Origin of the sequence: Streptomyces sp. NPDC048417 (assembly GCF_040651615.1) — a bacterium.
Taxonomy (GTDB): Bacteria; Actinomycetota; Actinomycetes; order Streptomycetales; family Streptomycetaceae; genus Streptomyces.
The window spans coordinates 1-18,610 of record NZ_JBEZKI010000001.1; the positions used below are offsets into that span (position 1 = coordinate 1).

Genomic DNA, 18,610 nt, shown 5'->3' on the forward strand with positions numbered 1-18,610 from the left:
AGCTCGTGCTCGTCCGCACCACGGCCTGCTGAATCATCCACCAGCCGAACCCCCAGGCCAGCACGCCCCAACATCAATCGCGGGGCAGCCCGTTAGGGGCGCGGGGAACTGCGCGATCAGCCACGGACGGCCGAGAGTGGCGCGACATGCCGTCAGCGGTCCGCGGCTTCGTCGTGGCTTGTCGCGCCCACGCGGCGGTAGCCGCAAATCAAATACAGCCCCGCGCCCCTAAAAGACGGGGCGCTGCTCAGCCCTGGGTTTCAGGGCGCCCCTCTGTCGCCCAGTGGGTGTGGAACGCCCCCTCCCGGTCCACCCTGCCGTACGTGTGCGCGCCGAAGTAGTCCCGCTGGCCTTGGAGAAGGGCCGCGGGGAGTCGGTCGGCCCGCAGCGTGTCGTAGTGGGACAGGGCCGCCGAGAACGCCGGGACGGGGATGCCCCGGCGGGCCGCCGAGGCCACCGTCTCCCGCCACGGCACCTGCGCGTCGGCGATCTCCTTCGCGAACTCCCGCTCGGCCAGCAGGCTGACGAGGTCCGGGTCGGCCCGGTAGGCCGCGCGGATCCGGTCCAGGAAGGACGCGCGGATGATGCAGCCGCCCCGCCAGATCCGGGCCACCGCGCCCAGGTCGATCTTCCAGCCGTACTCGGCGGCCGCGTCCTGGATCATCGTCCAGCCCTGGTCGTAGGCGATGACCTTCGACGCGTACAGGGCGTGTTCGACGCGGGAGGCGAAGCGGTCGGCCTCGGTGGCGCTCAGCGGGGGCGTGGTGCCGCCGGGCAACCCGGCGTACGCGGACCGCAGTTCGCGGCGGCCGGACGCGGCCCGGGCGAAGGTCGCCTGGGCGATCGCGGTGACCGGCGAGGCCAGGTCCAGCGCGGTCTGGACGGTCCAGCGCCCGGTGCCCTTCTGTCCGGCCGCGTCGGCGACGACGTCGACGAAGGGCGCGCCGGTGGCGGCGTCCACGTGGGCGAGCACGTCGGCGGTGATCTCGATGAGATACGACCCGAGCCGGCCGTCGTTCCACTCCCGGAAGATGTCCGCGATCTCGGCCGGCGCGTACCCGCCGACCTGGCGGAGCAGGTCGTAGGCCTCGGCGATGAGCTGCATGTCGGCGTACTCGATGCCGTTGTGCACCATCTTCACGAAGTGCCCGGCGCCGTCCGCGCCGACGTGCGTGGCGCACGGCTCGCCGCCGACCTTCGCGCTGATGTCCTCGAACATCGGCCCGAGGACGGCGTACGACTCCGCGGAGCCGCCCGGCATGACGGACGGCCCGTTGAGCGCGCCCTCCTCGCCGCCGGACACCCCGACCCCGACGAAGTGCAGCCCCCGCTCGCGCAGGGCGGCCTCGCGGCGGCGGGTGTCGGCGAAGTGGGCGTTGCCGCCGTCGATGACGATGTCACCGGGTTCGAGGAGCGGCGCGAACTCGTCGATGACGGCGTCGGTGGCGGCCCCCGCCTGCACCATGATCATGAGCCGCCGGGGGCGTTCGAGGGCGGCGACGAAGTCCGCGGCGGTCTCGGCGCCGACGAACGTGCCCTCGTGTCCGTACTCCTCGACCAGGGCGCGGGTGCGGGCGGGTGTGCGGTTGTGGACGGCGACCGGGTAGCCGTGCCGGGCGAAGTTCCGGGCCAGGTTGCGGCCCATCACTCCGAGGCCGGTCACGCCGATGGCTGCGGATGCGTGCACGGGGGACTCCGATCTGCGGACGAACGCTGTCCCCGCAAGTACGGGCGGACGAGGGCCGGGCGTTCAGTCTCCGGACGGGGTGAAGACGATCCGCCGGCCGGGCTCGACGGGCGCGGTCCAGGCCTCCTCGACCTGGGACAGCGGTACCGGCAGGGCGTCGGCGGTGATGGTGCCCCGGGTGAGTTCGGCCATCAGGGAGGGCAGTTCGGCGACGATCCCGCGGGCGGTGACGGAGCCCTGACCGCTGCCCATGAGCCGCAGGTTGGCGGCGCGCAGCACGGCGGACGGCAGGGTGATCTCCGGTCCGGCCAGGGAGCCGATCTGGATCCAGTCCAGCGGGGCGCTGCGGTCGGTGCGCCGGGTCAGCACGGCCGGGACGGCCCGCTCGGTGGGTGCGCCCCAGGTGTAGTCGATGACGACGTCGACGTCCGCGGCGGCTTCGCCGAGCCGGGCGAAGTCCTTGTCCGGGTCCCCGGCCAGCGAGACCACGTCCGTGGCGCCGAGGCCGGAGAGCAGTTCCAGGCGCCGCGGGTCGCGGCCGGCGGCGACGATCCGGTCGGCGCCGAGGTGCCGGGCGATCTGTACGGCCATCCGGCCCGCGTTGCCGGTGGCGCCGAGGACCAGGACGCGCTGCCCGGGCTGGAAGGTGATCCGGCGGCGCAGTGCCACCCAGGAGGACATGGCGGGGTTCATGGCGGCGGCGATGGTCACCGGGTCGGCGTCGTCGGGGAGCGGGACGGAGCGGCGCGGGTCGACGAGGGCCTGCTCGGCCATGGTGCCCGGGTCCTCGTCGCCGGCGACGAAGTAGACGAGGCGCCCGTCGGGCAGCCGGCCCACGCCGTCGATGCCGGGGATCAGGGGGAGCCGGCCGTCGCTGGTGTAGTGCGTGCCGTCGGCACCGGAGCGGACCCGGGGGTGCAGGCCGGCGGCGACCATCTCCACCAGCGGCTTGTCCTCGGCGGGCACGGGGGCGGCGAACTCCTCGAAGCGAGGCGGGCGGTCGAACGAACGGACGACGGCAGCGTGCATGACGACTCCTCGTTTAGTACGTGACACCAATTAAATTAGTTGGCACCACGTACCAAGTCAAGTGGTTGGCGGCACGTACTAACCCTCGTAGGATGGCGCCCATGTCGGACGAACCGGAATCCAAGGACGCGGGGCACCCGACCGCCGAAGTGGCGGACCTGGGGATCGTGGACGGCCTCGCCCAGCTGTCGTTCCTGGTGCAGGCCGCGCTCGGGAAGGTCGCGGCGGAACACGGTCTGTCGGTCGTCCAGCTGCGGCTGCTCGGCGTGGTGCGCGACCGCACGCCCGGTATGCAGGAACTCGCCCGTCACCTGGGCCTGGACAAGTCGAGCATGACCGGCCTGGTCGACCGCGCCGAACGCCGGGACCTGGTCCGCCGGTCCCCCTCGCCGCACGACAAGCGGAGCCTCCTGGTGTCGATCACCCCCGAGGGGCAGAACCTGGCCCGGCGCTGCGCGGCCGAGGCCGAGCAGCAGATCCGCGACCTCACCGCGCACCTCACCGACGACCAGCGCAGCCGGCTCTCCCTGCTCGCGAGCGCCCTGGTCAGCCGCCACACCCCGATCTGAGCGCCGGACCCGAACGGGCGAAAGTCACGGCACCCGGCGTGTGGGGCCGCCCCGGGCCGGGGGCGTTCGTCCGGGGATCCGATCGTGCCGGGGCGTCGGCGGCCAGCGTCCTCGCACAGCAGTCCAAGATGCCCGCAACGGGCAACTCGCCCTCCTGGAACGGCCAGACTGCACCCCATGGCACGTCTGAGGTTCCTCCTGGTCGCCACGATGGTCGCCCTGTTCCTCCTCCCCGTCTCCCGCCCGGAGACCGCGCGGCCCGCCGCCCCCGGCCCCTTCGGGGCGTACGTCGGTTACGGCGCCGAAGGCGTGCGCCGGGTGAGCGCGCTCGGCAGCTGGCTGGGGGACGACGAACCCCGGGTCGGGCACACCTACCTCCCCGGTGACGTGTGGCGGAACATCGAGGGCGCCCCCGACTTCGTACGGCTGTGGGCGAACTGGCGGCGGGCCGAGCCCGACCGGCTCCTCGTGCTCAACGTGCCCATGCTGGAGGAGACGGAGGCGCATCTGCCCGACGCCGAGGTGCGCCGACAACTCCGGTTCGGGGCACAGGGGCGGTACGACGGGCACTTCCGGGCGCTGGCCCGGCGGCTGGTGGCGGTCGGCGCACCGGACACCGTCGTGGTGCTCGGCTGGGAGATGAACGGGGTGACGTACACCCACCGCTGCGGACCGGACCCGGCCGCCTGGAAGGCGTACTGGGTGCGGATCGTCACCGCGATGCGGTCGGTGCCGGGCCAGCGGTTCCGGTTCGACTTCACGCCCAACCGGGGGCGGGACGCGATCCCCTGGACCCGGTGCTATCCGGGGGACCGGTTCGTGGACATCATCGGCATGGACGCCTACGACTCCCCACGCGGGATGTCCTTCGCGGAACAGGTCATGGAGCCGTACGGGCTGCGGGCCCAGGTCACCTTCGCCCGCGCGCACGGGAAGCCCGTCTCCTATCCCGAGTGGGGGCTGTACGAGAACGGCGACGACCCGGCGTACGTAAAGGGCATGGTGAAGTGGTTCGCGGACAACCGCGCGCTCTACCAGAGCATCACCGACTACTGCCCGCACGGGGTGTGGGGCTGCCGGGGCAACCCCAGGTCCACGGCCGTCTACCGGTCCCTGATGAGGAAATAGGGCCTTCAGCTCTCCGGGCCCGGCCGGCTCCTGCGCGCGGTGCGGCTCTCCCCCGCGTCCTTCTCGGCCATGGCCGGGTTCTCGCATCACCGAGAACCCGGCTTTCTCAGGACGAGTTCGCGCTCGACGGGCCGAAGAACTCTATTTCGGCGATGGCCACCTGGGTGCTCCCCGAGGCCTGGTACGACGACTCGATCGTGAAGCGGACCGAGATGACGTTCTTCGCGCGGAAGTCGCGGGTCTGGCCGCCGGCCGTCTGGTCGAGGGTGATCTCCCGGGTCTCGGTCTTGCCGTCGGACGTCTTGATGGTCGCCTTCATCCGGTGCGGCAGGGCCGACTTCTTCAGCTGGTCGAAGCGTTTCGACTCGCCGGAGGAGATGACGACGTTCAGCAGGGGGGTCGGTTCGTCGAAGCGCGCCTCGATCCACTCGCCCACGCCGCCCTGGACCACGCCGGGGCCCCACCAGGTGTTGTTCAGCTTGTCGAAGACGAGGTCCGGCTTGTGCCCGGCGTACGAGCGGGACGCGCTGACCTTGTCCGGGGAGACCTGGGCGCGCTTGGCGAAGTGGTCACGGGTGGCGCTCACCGCGTTCGGGATGTTGAACGCCAGGACCGCGACGAGCGCGATGACGACGACCGCGCCGATCCAGGTCAGCACGCGGTCGAAGGCACGGCGCAGGCGGGGGCGGTCGCCGGCCCAGGGGGTCTCCCGGTTGCGGAAGTCGAAGATGCGGCGCCACCAGGGGCGGGGGGCCGAAGGCGCGGTGTGGCCGTGGCCTGCCATGGGCATCGCGCAGCGGGTGCAGAAGTGGCGGTCGGGGCGGTTGGGGGTGGCGCACCAGGGGCAGGGGGTGCCGCCGTGGGCGCCGAGGTCCTCGCCGGGGGCGCGGACGGACTGGGGGCGTTGGGGGGTGGGACGGCCGGGGAGGACGGGGGTGACGGAAGAGGGCGCCGGGGTGGGGGGGTTGGGGTCCGTCACGGGGATGAGCAGGCGGCGGGCCCGGTCGTGGTCGCCTTCGGCGGGTCCCTGCGAGGGCTGGGCGACGGTGTCGGCGGCTTGTGGAGCGGGAGCGCGGCTGGGGGCGGGAGCGGGGATAGGAGTGGGTGCGGGGACGGGAGTGGGTGCGGGGAGGGGGGTGGTCTCGGCCGTGGGGGTGGTGACGGGGGGCGAGGGCTGGTCGCGCTCACGCGACGGTAGCCGCACATCCGATTCGGCCCCGCGCCCCTGAAGGGGCGCTGTCGTTGCCGTTCCCTGGAGGTCCCGCTGAGGGGTGGCCAAGCCCGTACCGCCGTCTCTGCGGGTGAAGGCGTCCCAGCCCGGGGCGCCCGGAGCCGGGGCGCCCGGAGCCGGGGCCGGTGCCGGCTCGGGGGCGGGCGCCTGCTGGGGGGCCTCGCCCCCGTTGGCCGCCCAGCTCAGTACCGAGCCGCAGGCGTCGCAGAAGGACTGGCCCGGTTCGGCGACCGTGCCGCACTCCGTGCAGTTCCGGTTGGTCGTCATCGCTGCGGGGTCCTTTCGGCGGACGAAGAAGAAGCGGTCACCTGGACCGTGTAGGGCATGTGAGCGGGGCGGGCGGCCGCCACGAGGTGTTCCAGGCGGACCTCGTCGGCCGGGGTGGGGGAGGGCAGCGCGAGGTGGACGTGCAGGCGGGGGCGGGGTTCGCCGGGGAAGGGGCCCAGCGGGCGGGCGTTCCAGTCGGCGCCGCCGCTCTCCGTGATCTCCGGTGTCACGCCGAAGGCCAGCCGGACCGCCTCGGACAGGCCGAGGCGGGTGCCCCGGATGCGGTGCAGATAGGCGGCTGCCGCCACGGCCGCCCGGAGCAGGGGTTCCGCTTCCGTGCCGTCGGTCTCCGCGCCGACCCAGGTGCCGAGCCATTCCGCGAAGTCCAGCGGGGCCAGGGCCGGGTCGAAGTAACTGGGCAGACAGTCGAGGGTGTTCGGGATCGGGGCGATCACGTCGTCCAGGCCGGCGACGAAGCGCAGCGCCAGGTCGTCGTCGGCGAAGACCGCCGGGAGCATCGCGCCGATGGGCGCGGAGGAGCCGAGGCCGTCGATGGACCCTCTCAACGGACGCCTCCTGTCGAGTCGTTGACGGTCATTCGCCGATCACCCGGACCCGGTGGTCGTAGGAGAAGACCAGGGACGGGGCGTCCAGGTCGATGCGGTCGGTCGGGTCACCGCGCTTGCCGGTCAGCGGATCGGCGGGGTGCAGCACCACCTCGTCGACCAGTTCGACGCCGGGGACGCGTTGCAGCACCGCGAAGACCTCGCCCGACTGCACCGGGCGCCCGAACGGCCAGCCCTTGCCGTCCGCGCCGCCGGTCAGCGGGTCCAGGTGCCGGTAGAGCGCGTCGTGGGCCTGGCGGCGGACCCGGTCGACGTCCACGCCACGGAAGGCGTGGACGGTGGCGACGACCGTGACGCCCTGGTAGAAGGGCGGCCCGACCGCCAACCGGGTCCCGATCAGCCGGCGTTCGTCCAGGTAGCGGGTGATGCGGTCCAACAGGGCGTCGCCGGGGACGAGTTGCTCGAAGCGCAGTCGGCCGCCCGGGTCGGGCACGGCCTGCGGCACCACCAGCACCCGTACCGCGTACGACCCGTGTTCGCCCTCCTCGCCCTCCAGGCAGGTGATGCGGGCCGTCTCGGGGGCGGCGCGGCGGGCCAGCTCCTCGTAGTCGCGCAGGGTCACCGCCCGCTCCTGGGCACGGAGCGTGATCGGGGCGCGGACCTTCGCCTCGGCGACCGTCTCGCCGTCCACTCCGCCGCGCGCGGCCTCCCGGTTGACGACCTCCGCGACGTACGGGATGGAGGAGCGCAGGATCTGTACGGCCCCCCGGGCCACGTTGCCGTCCCGGCCGCCGCCCGTGCGGTAGCGGCGGGCCCGGATGACCGCGCCCTTCGGGGCCACCGTGCCGTACTGGCGCAGCGAGCCGTCCGGTTCGCGGACCGCGGGGCCGAAGGCGATCTCGCCGGTGGTCGCGTCGAGGGTGAGGTGCCGGTCGTAGGGTCCCGAGGCCGCGAAGTGCGGGACGACCTGCCAGTCCACCCAGCCGCCCTCGCCGTCGTGCTCGGCGGTCTGCAGGAGCAGCGGCGGGGTGTCCCCGACGACGGGGGCGTGGGCGAGCCGCAGGCGCTGGCCGGGCAGGCCCGTCGACTCGCCGAGCGCCTCGTCCTCCACGGTCTCCGCGTGCACGGCGCCGGTCGTGCCGCCCACGGTGCAGGCCTCGACGAACCGGACCGTCGGGGAGGTGGTGTAGAAGGGCTGGTCGGCACGCGGCTCGGTGACCCGGCAGCGCAGCCAGCTCGCCTCCAGGCCGCCGTTGCGGGACAGGACGTGACCGCCGGGGACGTGCAGCACGACCTCGCCGGGGCGGTTGAGGCCGCCCGTGCCGTCCCGGTCGACCTCGCACTCCCGCCAGCCGTCCTCCGTCCACGCCTCCCACACCAGCGGGGGCTGGCGCGGGTCCACACCGACACCGTCGACCCGGCTGTCCAGATCGAGGGCGACCGCGCAGTGCGGGACGGCGGCGGAGAGGCCGAGCAGCATGCAGTCACCGGGGTTCGGGGACTCCGTGAAGCACAACAGGTCCTTGCCCTCGGCGAGTTCGTGGGTGAGGTCGACGACGGCCGAACCCTGCTGCTGCCGCAGCAGGTGCCGCAACTCGCTCGGGACGATGGTCAGTTCGCGCTCGGTCGCGAAGACCACCGCCTCCTGCGTCTCGGTACGGCGGGTCGCCACCTCCGTGCCGACCGGCACCGGCACCGGCTCCTCCTGGGCCGCCGACAGCCAGAACGTCACGTCCGTACGGGCGGCTGACGGCGGGAACAGCGTGATGCCGACCAGGTCCAGGAAGGCCAGATGGTTCTTCTCCGGGACCCGGTTGAGGCGGTACACGATCTGGTCGGCCATGTGCGCGACCGTCTCCACCAGCGTGATGCCGGGGTCGGAGACGTTGTGGTCGGTCCACTCCGGGGCGCGCTGCTGGATGTAACGCTTGGCGTCGTCGACGAACTGCTGGAAGCGGCGGTCGTCGAGGTTCGGGGAGGGCAGGGCCATCGGGATCAGCGGTCGCTTTCGGAGGAGTCCGAGGAGGCGGGAGGCAGGTCCGGCTCGTCGTGGGAGGGGATGACGTAGAAGGGGAACACCAGGCTGCGCGGGTTGTTGGTGCCGCGGATCGAGTACCGGACGTCGATCATCAGCACGCTCGGGTCGGCGCCGGTGGTCACCTCGACGTCCTCGACCTCGATCCGGGGCTCCCAGCGGTCGAGGCTGGCGTACACCTCGTGCTGGATACGGCCGGCGGTCTGCTCGTTGACCGGGGCGAAGACGAGGTCGTGGATGGCGCAGCCGAACTCCGGCCGCATCGGGCGTTCGCCCGGGGCGGTGGAGAGGATGAGGCGGATGGCCTCCTCCACCTCCTTCTCGCCGCTGACCAGGGCGATGCCGCCAGTGGGTCCGATCCGCAACGGGAACGACCAGCCGGAGCCGACGAACTGCTCTGCCATCAGCCCCGCACCCGCCCCTCGGGGAAGACCTCGCGCCCGCTCATGCCGGGATCACCATCACGGTCAGTCCGCCCATCATCAGGTTGCCCAGGACCGGCACCTCCGGGGCCTGGATCCCCACGGTGGTGAAGGAGCTGATCGCGACGGCGGCGTTGCCGCGCAGCGACAGGGCGGCGTTCGCCATCAGGTTCACGGCGGCGGCGTTCACGGAGACCGCGCCCGCGGGGGACTTGATGTCGACGAGTTCCGCGCTCTGGATGGACAGCGGTCCCCCGCTCCGGAGGCTGAGCGCGCCGCCCGCCTTCAGGGACAGGTTGGCGCCGGCCTCGACCGACACCGACCTGCTGCCCTTGATGGAGACGCTGCCCTTGCTGTCCACGGTGATCTCGGTCTGCTGCCGGTCCAGGAAGACGGTGAGTTTGCCGTCGCCGCTGGCCAGCCGGACGCCCTGTTTACGGCCCCGCTGGTCGAGCAGGTCCATCCGGTTGCCGACCCGGTCGGAGACGGTGTGCCGGGTGGCCCGGCCGCGCATGCCGTCGTGCAGCGGTACGTCCTTGACCCTGGTCGGCTTGTCCTTGCCGTTGTAGAGGCCACCGATGACGTACGCGTGGTCGAGGGCGCCCCGGTCGAAGGCGACGAGCACCTCGTCACCGACGTCCATCGGGAAGACCCCGCCGCCGCGCACCCCGCCCCACTGCACGGTCCGGGTCCAGTCGCTGACGTAGGTGTCGTCCAGCCACGGGAACTTGATCTTCACCCGCCCCTGCTGCAACGGATCCTGTACGTCGGTGACCAGGGCCTGCGCCACGCTGGGCTGCCGGTCGGCAGCGGCGTCCGAGGCGCCGCCCGAGGCCACGCCGTACAGGGACCGCCACTGGCGGCCGCTGACCGTCACCCAGGTCTCGTAGTGCTTGGCGTCGCCGAAGACGTGCCGTACCGAGGTGACCGTGTACTTGCCCTCGAAGGGGTCCCCGACGTCCGCGAGCGCCACCGGAACCCCCGGCCGCAGCTTCGGGTTGCCCCGCACGACCACCTCCACCTCGGCGAACGTCGAGGTGACGTCGTCGGAGAGGGCGTCGGCCGCGTACTTCACCTCGGACTGCTTGTCGTACGGCGTACGCGTCTCGACCAGCTTCGACGTCTTGAACTCGCCGGCCGCGGCGCCCGGGGTGGTGCCGATGCTGTAGCCGGTGTTACTGGCGGGCGTGACGGTCGCCGTGAGCGTCTTCTTGGTCCGCACGTCCCAGCCGCGTGACTCGACCTTGTTCACCTGGTCGGAGGCGGTGACCGCGGTGCGCAGCCGCAGGATGTCGTGGCCGGCCTCCAGCACGAACGGGCTCTTGTCGCCGTCGGTCTGGGGCGAGGGCGCTCCCGAGGCGCTCTTCTGCTTCACGAACTGGAACTTGCCGTCCGCGTCCACCGACATGACCATCTCGTTCTCGTCGGCGAGCCGGGCCAGGAAGTCCCAGTCGCTGACATTCGACTGGCTGATGAACTCGTAGACGGTCCTGGTGGCCTGGATCCGCCCGATCGGCACGCCGTCCTGCGCGGCCAGCTTGCGGGCGATGTCGGAGGCCGTCTGGTTGCGGTAGGCGACGACGCGGCGCTGCCGCATCAGCCGGAACCCGTAGTCGTAGCCCCGGACCACCGCATAGCTGCCGGTGCCGTCGTACTCGGCCTCCATCCCCGTGACCTCACCGGTGAGCAGCGGGTCTCCGGTGCCCTGCCCGTCGGAGACCGGCGTGATCACCACCGGGGTGCCGAACTGGACGCCCAGCTTGCCCAGCAGCTTGCGCGACGGATCGCGGAAGGTCAGCTGGAAGGCGGCCGGCACCCCGACGCCCTGGTCCACGTGGGCGTCGACGAGATACCGCCCGTACTCCGAGGTGGCGGTCAGTTCCTTGCCGCCGATGACGACCTTGACGACGTTCGAGAAAGCGTGCTTCACCATCAGGACCGCACCTCCTCGGCGGCCGGCAACACCAGTTCCGTCCCCGCGGGCAGCCACCCCGGGTCGTCGATCCCGTTCGCGTCCGCGATCGCCCGCCAGGCGGCCGCGTTCCCGTACTCCCGCCAGGCCAGCGACTGCAACGAGTCCCCGGCCACGACCCGGTGCACGCGCTGCGCGGTGAGCGCGCCGGACGTCGGGTTCTGTCCCGCGGTCTTGCTCGGGATCTCGTGCAGCTGGAGCCGGCAGCTGGCCCGGATCGGCATCCCGCTCGTCCCGAACAGGGAGTAGGAGACGTCGACGGAGGCGACGTACGCCGTGAAGTGGGCCGTCGAGAACGAGCCCCACTGGAACACCACCCAGGGCGGCGACGGCTGCTTGGCCGCGATGCTCTTGCTGGTCACCTCGCAACAGGCCAGCAACGACTCCACCTTCTTCATCACGTCGTTGCTGTCCGGGTCGTCGGACCGGTCCAGGAAGATCTCCACGCTCATCTCGCGCGGGTGGGTGCCGAGGAACTCCGGCAGCGCGCCGTCCCGTTCGATCGGCGCCGCCGACGACTTCCAGTCCGCCCGGCGGGCGATCGACAGCTCCGCCGGGTTGAACTCGAAGCCGAACGTCTTGATGATGCCGCCCGGGCTGGTGCTGGTGCCCACGGGCGGTTCGTGTATCGCGAGGGTGGCCCGCACGAGGCTCTTGCCGGCGCCCCGGCTGCTCCTGGCCATGATCTGATCTGCCTCTCAGTCCGCTCTGCTCGCTCTGCCCACGCTGTTCGCTCTGTGCCGCTCTGCTCGCTCAGTCGGTGAAGCCGTGGTGAGCGATCTCCAGGACCTCCGTGGCCACGGACGGATTGCCCGCGTCCAGGGAGGGCCCCTGCCAGCTCACCGGGAGCACGTCCAGCAGCCCCCACCGGGCCACCTCCGAACCGTCCGCGCGCAGCGCCGTGATCTGCCCGGTGGGCCGCTCGATCCCCGTCTGCACGGACGAGATCCACTTCGCGACCTTCGAGGTGTCCGGGGTGAGCGGGCGGGTCAGCCGGATGTGGGAGAAGGTGACACGGGTCGGCAGCTGCCACACGAACCCGTTGTTGCCGCCCTCCTGCCGCTGCTCGATCTCCACCTGCGACGACAGCCCCTCGCACCCGTTGAAGTAGCCGAGGTCCTCGCCGTCGATGGAGAGGCTGAACCAGACTGTGGTTCCCGGGTCCTGGCGATCCATCGGGGGGCCTTTCTGTGGGTCGTTGCGCGGTCGTCGTGGTCAGGAGCGGAAGTCGCGGAGCTTTCCCACGCGTTCGCGGTCGCGGCGGAGTTCGGTGCGGACGTGACGGGTGATCCGGTCGATGATCCGGTGGACCAGGGCGTCCACCTGGAACTCGGTGAGCGCGCGGGGGTCGAAGCCGCCCTCCTCGACCGCCTTGTATCCGGGGGGCGGGTCGTCGGAGGACGAGCCGGAACCAGAACCGGAACCAGAGCCGGAGCCGGCGGCGGAGCCCGAGTACGAGGGTGGCGGGTCGTTGGGAGGCGGCGACTGCCTCTCGGCCCGGGGCACGGAGGCCTCGGGGCGGGTGCCGGCGGTCGGCGTCTCCTTCACGGTGCTCGTGGGGAGAGCGTCGCGCTGCACGGTGGGGCGGTTGAGGGGCGCCACGGGAAGCGGGGTGGCGGCGGAGATCGGGGTGGTGGGGCGCAGGGGGACGGGCTGAGCGGGCGTGGCGGAGGTGCTCGGTTCGACGGGCAGGGCGGCGGGAGTTGCCGCTCGCTGGACGAAGGGGGGCCGGGGCGCCGCCGCCGGACCGGTGGGGGACGGGGTGGCGGCCGCGGGCAGGGGAGGCTGCGACCGGTGCCGGCCGGCTGCCGGGTGGCCGCCGAGGCCGGAAGCGGCGGCACGCTGGACGAAGGGGGGAAGCGGCGAAGGGCCCGTCGCGGCGGGGAGGGAAGGGGCTGCTGGAAGCGTCGTCGCAGGGGTGGCGGGGGCCGGGGCGGGCCGGGCGCGCTCGGCCGACGGCGTCGGCAGGTCCGGTGCGGCAGCTCGCCGTCCCTGCGGGGGTGTTTCCAGCGCCGGGCGGGAGACGGCGGCCGGCCGACGGTCCGCCGAACCGCTCGACGCCTGCCGCCGCTGCACGGCCGGCACAGCCGCCCCGCGACCGGCGCGCCTCGCGGGAGCCGCGCCGGCGGCCGGGCCGGTCATGGGCGCGCCGAGACCGAGGCGGTGTGCGCCGGGTGCGGTCGTCGCGGCACGCTGCACGGGAGGGGAAGCGGGAACCCGCGGCGGCGCCGACGCGGGCCGGGCCGTCGTGGCCGGGCCGGTGGACGGGGCGTCTGCCCGCTCACGCGGACGCGGCGGTGTCTGTACGTCGGGGGAGGAGGGGGCCGAGGACCTCTCCGTCGTCCGCCGCCGCACAGCCGCCTCGCCGGCGGTACCCGTAAGGGGGGCGCCGAGGCCCGGGCGAGGGGAGCCGGGGGCCGGCTCTGCGGGCCGGGTCGCTGCCGAAGTACCTTCCGGGGCGGCCTCGTTGGGCTCACGCGCGGGCATCGGCACGGCAGCCGGTACGGCGTCGGTGGCGGCCGCGCCCTCCGTGACCCGCCGCTGCACGGGCGCCTCGCGGCCACCGCTCGCGGCCGGGGAGGCCGACGCCCGCCCACTCTGCGGCACGGCAGGGAGCACGGTTGCGGCGGTGGGCGAAGCGGCGGCGGCTTCGGTGGTGGCGCCGGTCGTGGGCCGCGGTGCCGAACTCTCCGCCGTACGACCGCTTTCCGCGACGGGGGTACGCGGGGCGGCCGAGCCGGTGGCCGTACGGCGCTGTACGGGGGGCGTCGCGGGGCCTCCGCCCGGGGCACCGCTCACCGTCTGCCGCTGCACCGGGGTCTGCGTCCCGGCGCCGGACCCGCCGGAAGGCCCGCCGCGGTCCGGGGAAACGGTGGACGGCGCGGGCGGCGGGGACACCGGGGGTGCCACGGGGGGCGTGGAAGGGGTACGCGGAGGTGTCGTACGTCCCGTGGTCCCGGGAGACACGGGAGCCGCCGCCGTGCCAAGGCCACCGGACGCGGACCGCTGTACGACGGCGGGTGCCGGTGCCGGTACGGACGGAGCGACCCCGGGGGCGGGCACGGCGGTATCGGGGGAGGTACGGCCACCATGGCGCGGAGGCGAAGACCAGCCGCCGCTCACCGGCACCGCGTCCCCGGCCTCGACCGCACGCTGTACGCCCCCGTCCGCCGCCGTTCCGCCCCCGGCTCGGTCACCCTCACCCGCCGCCTGCACCGCGCTCTGGCTCGCCGGCGTCCTGGGCGCCGACGGCAACGTCCGCCGCTGCACGGCCGTCACCGACGTGCCCACCGGCGCATGCGTCAGCGCACTGCGGCGACGCGGGACGGGAGGTGCGGCCGTGACCCGCGGACCGGTGGCCGGAGCCGGAGCGACCGGAGCCGACTGCGGCGCCCAGGCCACCGGCACCGCAGCCGGAACGACGGCCACCGAGGGGACCGCCCGCTGCACAGCAGGCGCCGCCCGCCGCCCGTCCCCAGAGGTCCCCTTGCCGGAGGAGGCCGGGGAAAGCGATGAGGTCGAGGACATCGCGGGCGCCGGTCCAGCCGGGGAAACGGACGCGGCCGGGGAAACGGACGGGGTCGAGGAAGCCGACGGAGTCGAAGAAGCCGACGGGATGGGCGAAATCGGCGGGATCGGCGCGGCTGAGGAGGCCGACGAGGTCGAGGACGCCGATGGGGTGGACGAGGTCGAGGAAGCCGACGAGGTGGACGAGGCCGAGGAGACCGACGGAGTCGCGGAGGTCGAAGGGGCCGAGGACATCGGCGAAGTGGACGAAGTCGGGGAGACCGACGGGGTCGGGGAGACCGAGAGAGTCGAGGACATCGGCGAAGTGGGCGAGGTCGAGGAGGCCGACGGGGTCGAGGACGACGGAGTGGACGGGTTGGAGGAGGCCGACGGGGGCGCCGGCATCGGCGCACTCCCTCCGCTCAGTACGGCTCCCGCTCCTGCCCCCGGCGTCGGCGCGGTCGCACCGCCGCCGCGCCGCCCCGCCGACGGCACCCGCTGCACCACCGGCGCACGCTGCACCACCGGCCCTGCCGAACCCACCGATCCAGTGGACCCGGTAGACCCGGCCGACCTCACGAAACCAGCCGCACCCGCAACCCCAGCCGAACCGGCACCGGAACCCCCGGCCCCAGCCCCAGCCCCAGCCCCAGCCCCAGCCCCAGCCGAACGCGTAGCCCCAGTCCCAACCCCAACCCCAGCCGAACGCATAACCCCAGCCGTTCCCACAGGCGCAGCCGACCCCGTAACCGCAGCCGACCCCATAGCCGAAGCCGACCCACCACTCCCGACCGACCTACCACTCCCGGCCGACCCACCACTCCCGACCGACCCACCACCCCCGGCCGAGCCACCACCCCCGCCCGCCGGTGCCGAAGACCCTGCTCGTACCGCCCGCAGCGGCACCACCGGAACCGTCGAGCGCCGGCCACCGGGCGAACCCGTCAGCCCCGCCGCTGCCGTCGGGCCGGCCGAATCAACCGGCCCCGACAACGGCAGCCTCTGCACCGGGCGTTCCATGCCGGACACGGCCCCCGTGCCCGTCGTCCCGGTGCGGCCGCCGCCGGACAGGGCCGCGCTCGACTCGCCGTCCAGGACCGCGTGTGAGCGCGTGCCCATGAACGACGGGTTCTGCCAGGTCGGCAGCCGGCCGCCGAACCCCGGGTCCGCGACCGGCCCGCCCGCCGTCCCCAGCGCACGGTGAATCGGCGGCAGCCCGGACCAGGCCGCCGCCACCACGGGCCGCGGTGCCTCGACAGGACGCGGCGCCTCGACAGCGGCCTCGGCCTCGGTCGCTGCCGCCCCGCGCCCCCGTATCCGATCCCACAACCCCACCGGTCAGCCCTCCGCCCCTGCGGAGGCCGCCCGGGTCACCAGGGACGCGATCTCCGCCGTGTAGCGGCGGCGGTCGGCGTGCTCCAGGTCCAGGATGTCCTCCAGGCTCCAGTGGAAGTGGTAGGCGACGTACGCGATCTCCTCGTGCAGCCGGTCGGTCGCGTACGTCACGATTCCCCCAGGCGGCTCCCGCCGAGTTCCACCTCGAAGGGCTCCGAGCAGTGCGGGCAGTTGACCGCGGCCCGGGTGTGGCCCTCCGCGTTGATCTGGCGGTAGAAGTCCTGCAGGAACGCCAGGTCGGAGGCGAACATGTTCTCCACGATCCCGTCGTGGACGAAGGCGAGCGTGCCCAGCCGGGTGATGACCCGGCCCAGCAGCACCACCGACAGGAACGCGGGGTTCTCCTGGACGCGTACGTCCCGCAGCGGGATCAGTTCGTCCCGCGCCGTCGACAGCCGCATCACGCCGTCGCGGTGGACGGTGCCCTGCTCGTCGACGTACCCGCGGGGCAGCTGGAACGGGAACTCCGTGCGCAGCACCTCGACGGGCGTCTCCGGTTGCTGAGGGGCCTGGGGCGCCGGCTCCTCCGGTGCGAGCGGCGCACCCACTCCCCCGGCCCTGACAGCCGAACGCCTCATTACTCGATGACCAGTTCTTCGAACGTGATGGTCACGGTCTCGGTCAGCGCGGCCGCCTCGCCCGCCTTCACGGTGCTGGTGTCGATCTTGCTGCACCAGGCGTTGCGCAGGTTGTAGCGCTTCACCGGGTTGTTCTCGAAGTCCATCATGATGATGGAGGCGTTCTTGCGGGCCGTGGCCATCTGGCCGTTGATCGACTCGTTGATCCACTGGGTGAACGACGAGGACTGGGTCATACCGCGTACGACCGTGCAGGTGCCGTTCTTCTTCACGCCCGGCAGGTTGCGGACGTGGTTCTTCCCGTCCGGCGTGTTCTGCTGGTAGGTGATGACGTCCTGTTCCATCGTCATGCCGCTGACCTCGGCGAGGTACTCGACCATCACGCCGTCGATCTGCAGGCCGAAATTGTGCGATGTGAGGGCGTCACCCGGCTGGAGACTCATGTGTTACTGCCCGTTCTTCTCAAGATGCCTGGGAAACAAGGGGGTTGGGACCCGGGGCCCGCTACTCCTGGAGCTCGCCGCTGCCGCTGGAGAACTGGGCCAGCCGGAAGATCACGAACTCGGCGGGCTTGACCGGCGCGATGCCGATCTCGCAGATCACGCGGCCGACGTCGACCGACTCCGGCGGGTTGGTCTCCTCGTCGCACTTGACGTAGTACGCCTCCTCGGGCCGCTGCCCGAACAGGGCGCCACTGCGCCACTCGTTGACCAGGAACGCGGAGATGTTGCGCCGGATGCGGGCCCAGAGGTTGTGGTCGTTGGGCTCGAAGACCACCCACTGGGTGCCGATCAGGATCGACTCCTCCAGGTAGTTGAAGTACCGGCGGATGTTCAGGTAGCGCCAGGCCGGGTCGGAGGACAGCGTGCGCGCGCCCCAGATGCGGATGCCCCGGCCCGGGAAGGCGCGGATGCAGTTGACGCCGATGGGGTTCAGCAGGTCCTGCTCGCCACGCGTGATCTGGAGCTCCAGGTCCACGGCGCCCCGGATGACCTCGTTCGCGGGGGCCTTGTGGACACCGCGCTCGGCGTCGTTGCGGGCCCAGACGCCGGCCACGTGGCCGGACGGCGGGATCAGCCGGGACTGGCCGGAGGCCGGGTCGAAGGTCTTGATCCAGGGGTAGTACAGGGCCGCGTACTTGGAGTCGTAGCCGGCCGTCTCCTGGCGCCAGACCCGGATCTGGCGGGCGTTGAGGCCGGGCGGCGGGTCGATGACCGCGACCCGGTCGCCCATCAGCTCGCAGTGCGCGATCAGGCCGAGCTGGACGGCCTTGACGGCCTCCAGGTCGATCGCGCCGCGCTGGTAGGCGGCCATCAGGTCGGGCACGGCCACCATGGACACCTCGTCGACGGCCTCCAGGCCGCCGAAGCCGGTGCGGTCCGCCGAGTCGCCGAGGTACTCGGCGGGGCCGGGGTGAGAGCCGGCGTCCGCGACGGGGGACGCGGACGCCGGGGCAGGGGTCGGGGCCACGAGGGCCACCGTCTGGTTCTCCGGACGGGCCAGCTGCGCGGCGGGCGCGGCCTCGGTCACGGTGATGAGCTTGGAGCGCTCCTTGACCTGCGTGACGACGTAGTTGCGGCCGCCCTTCTTCGCGGTCACGTCGAAGGTCTCGACGGCCTTGCCGCCGTCCTTGACGACCAGCTTGAAGCGCTCGGCGGGGCCCTCGCCCTCCGGGTCGGCGACCTCGACGCTCAGGTCACCCGAGGCCAGCGCGCTCACGGTGAAGGTGCCGAGCTGCTTGGCCTCGCCGGGCGGCAGCGCGGCCGGCGCGGCCGAACTCCCGACGGCGGCGGGCGCGTTGGCGGCGTTCTCGGCGCCTTCCCGGGTGCCGCCGACACGGACGACGTAGGCCGCCGAGCCGCCGTTGTTGAAGAAGCCGTAGACGGAGTGCGCGAGGTAGTACCCGTCGGTGAACTCACCGAAGGACGCGACGTACTGCGTCCAGTTGGTCACCAGCGTCGGCTCGTTCAGCGGACCGGTCGGGGCCAGGCCCACGAAGGCCGCCACCGACGTGCCCACCCCCTCGATGGGGCGCGAGCCGCTGGCCACCTCCTCGACGTAGACGCCGGGCGACAGGTAGGACGGCATGCTCTGCTCTCCTCGGGGTACGAGACAGGAACATTCCCACCCTCACGCGCGAAGCGCGCATCCCGGAACGTCCTCCGGTGCCTGCTCGCGGGCAACCTCTTTGCCCCCAAGGGCAGGTGACCCGCCCCCTCTGCCC

At 72.8% G+C, this 18,610-nt stretch carries 17 protein-coding genes; 3 read left to right on the top strand and 14 right to left on the bottom strand.

Annotated elements, in window-relative coordinates; genetic code table 11:
• Nucleotides 1-247: 247 nt before the first annotated feature.
• Together gndA and AB0D59_RS00010 are read right to left on the bottom strand one after the other, a co-directional pair.
• On the bottom strand, nt 248-1,687 hold the full coding sequence (gndA, locus tag AB0D59_RS00005) for an NADP-dependent phosphogluconate dehydrogenase (RefSeq protein ID WP_362558753.1): 1,440 nt from the start codon (nt 1,685-1,687) through the stop codon (nt 248-250).
• Between the two features lie 63 nt (nt 1,688-1,750).
• Nucleotides 1,751-2,716 (bottom strand): zinc-binding alcohol dehydrogenase family protein, encoded by a 966-nt coding sequence (locus tag AB0D59_RS00010; protein WP_362558756.1) that lies wholly within the window; start codon nt 2,714-2,716, stop codon nt 1,751-1,753.
• 101 nt (nt 2,717-2,817) lie between these two features.
• Here AB0D59_RS00010 and AB0D59_RS00015 point away from each other — a divergent pair, with 101 nt between their 5' ends.
• Together AB0D59_RS00015 and AB0D59_RS00020 are read left to right on the top strand one after the other, a co-directional pair.
• A complete protein-coding gene (locus tag AB0D59_RS00015; protein WP_362558759.1) occupies nt 2,818-3,285 on the top strand; it encodes a MarR family transcriptional regulator in 468 nt (155 codons plus the stop codon).
• 210 nt (nt 3,286-3,495) lie between these two features.
• Nucleotides 3,496-4,413 carry a glycosyl hydrolase gene (locus AB0D59_RS00020; RefSeq protein WP_362559801.1) on the top strand — a complete coding sequence of 306 codons (918 nt, stop codon included), beginning with the start codon at nt 3,496-3,498 and terminating at the stop codon, nt 4,411-4,413.
• Between the two features lie 106 nt (nt 4,414-4,519).
• On the opposite strand, the gene AB0D59_RS00025 is transcribed toward AB0D59_RS00020, so the two are convergent.
• The 8 genes from AB0D59_RS00025 to AB0D59_RS00060 all read right to left on the bottom strand — a co-directional run bounded on the left by AB0D59_RS00025 (nt 4,520) and on the right by AB0D59_RS00060 (nt 12,991).
• A complete protein-coding gene (locus AB0D59_RS00025; RefSeq protein ID WP_362558761.1) occupies nt 4,520-5,911 on the bottom strand; it encodes a zinc ribbon domain-containing protein in 1,392 nt (463 codons plus the stop codon).
• Entirely contained in the window at nt 5,908-6,477 is a 570-nt protein-coding gene (locus AB0D59_RS00030; RefSeq protein WP_362558764.1) for a phage tail protein, read from the bottom strand. The genes AB0D59_RS00025 and AB0D59_RS00030 overlap by 4 nt, the downstream gene beginning before the upstream one ends.
• 28 nt (nt 6,478-6,505) lie before the next feature.
• Entirely contained in the window at nt 6,506-8,467 is a 1,962-nt protein-coding gene (locus tag AB0D59_RS00035; RefSeq protein ID WP_362558766.1) for a putative baseplate assembly protein, read from the bottom strand.
• Nucleotides 8,468-8,472: 5 nt separating this feature from the next.
• Nucleotides 8,473-8,916: a GPW/gp25 family protein gene (locus tag AB0D59_RS00040; RefSeq protein WP_351696176.1), complete on the bottom strand. Its 444-nt coding sequence runs from the start codon at nt 8,914-8,916 to the stop codon at nt 8,473-8,475.
• A 40-nt stretch (nt 8,917-8,956) separates the two neighbouring features.
• The gene (locus AB0D59_RS00045) at nt 8,957-10,867 is read right to left on the bottom strand and encodes a VgrG-related protein (RefSeq protein ID WP_362558768.1); all 1,911 of its coding nucleotides are present in this window, start codon (nt 10,865-10,867) and stop codon (nt 8,957-8,959) included.
• Nucleotides 10,867-11,589 (bottom strand): LysM peptidoglycan-binding domain-containing protein, encoded by a 723-nt coding sequence (locus tag AB0D59_RS00050; protein ID WP_351696172.1) that lies wholly within the window; start codon nt 11,587-11,589, stop codon nt 10,867-10,869. The genes AB0D59_RS00045 and AB0D59_RS00050 overlap by 1 nt, the downstream gene beginning before the upstream one ends.
• Nucleotides 11,590-11,659: 70 nt before the next feature.
• Nucleotides 11,660-12,082, bottom strand: coding sequence for a phage tail protein (locus AB0D59_RS00055; protein ID WP_093500599.1), 423 nt, complete (start codon nt 12,080-12,082; stop codon nt 11,660-11,662).
• Nucleotides 12,083-12,121: 39 nt separating this feature from the next.
• Entirely contained in the window at nt 12,122-12,991 is an 870-nt protein-coding gene (locus AB0D59_RS00060) for a hypothetical protein (protein WP_362558770.1), read from the bottom strand.
• Between the two features lie 1,255 nt (nt 12,992-14,246).
• Between AB0D59_RS00060 and AB0D59_RS00065 the strand changes: the two genes are divergently transcribed.
• On the top strand, nt 14,247-15,617 hold the full coding sequence (locus AB0D59_RS00065; RefSeq protein ID WP_362558772.1) for a hypothetical protein: 1,371 nt from the start codon (nt 14,247-14,249) through the stop codon (nt 15,615-15,617).
• 134 nt (nt 15,618-15,751) lie between these two features.
• On the opposite strand, the gene AB0D59_RS00070 is transcribed toward AB0D59_RS00065, so the two are convergent.
• The 4 genes from AB0D59_RS00070 to AB0D59_RS00085 all read right to left on the bottom strand — a co-directional run bounded on the left by AB0D59_RS00070 (nt 15,752) and on the right by AB0D59_RS00085 (nt 18,474).
• Nucleotides 15,752-15,919, bottom strand: coding sequence for a DUF6760 family protein (locus AB0D59_RS00070; protein ID WP_351316879.1), 168 nt, complete (start codon nt 15,917-15,919; stop codon nt 15,752-15,754).
• Nucleotides 15,916-16,386, bottom strand: coding sequence for a hypothetical protein (locus AB0D59_RS00075; protein WP_362558775.1), 471 nt, complete (start codon nt 16,384-16,386; stop codon nt 15,916-15,918). The genes AB0D59_RS00070 and AB0D59_RS00075 overlap by 4 nt, the downstream gene beginning before the upstream one ends.
• Nucleotides 16,386-16,829, bottom strand: coding sequence for a phage tail protein (locus AB0D59_RS00080; RefSeq protein ID WP_189262970.1), 444 nt, complete (start codon nt 16,827-16,829; stop codon nt 16,386-16,388). Before AB0D59_RS00080 ends, AB0D59_RS00075 begins: the two co-directional genes overlap by 1 nt.
• Nucleotides 16,830-16,890: 61 nt before the next feature.
• Nucleotides 16,891-18,474, bottom strand: a complete 1,584-nt coding sequence (locus tag AB0D59_RS00085; RefSeq protein WP_362558778.1) for a phage tail sheath subtilisin-like domain-containing protein — start codon at nt 18,472-18,474, stop codon at nt 16,891-16,893.
• Between the last annotated feature and the right edge of the window lie 136 nt (nt 18,475-18,610).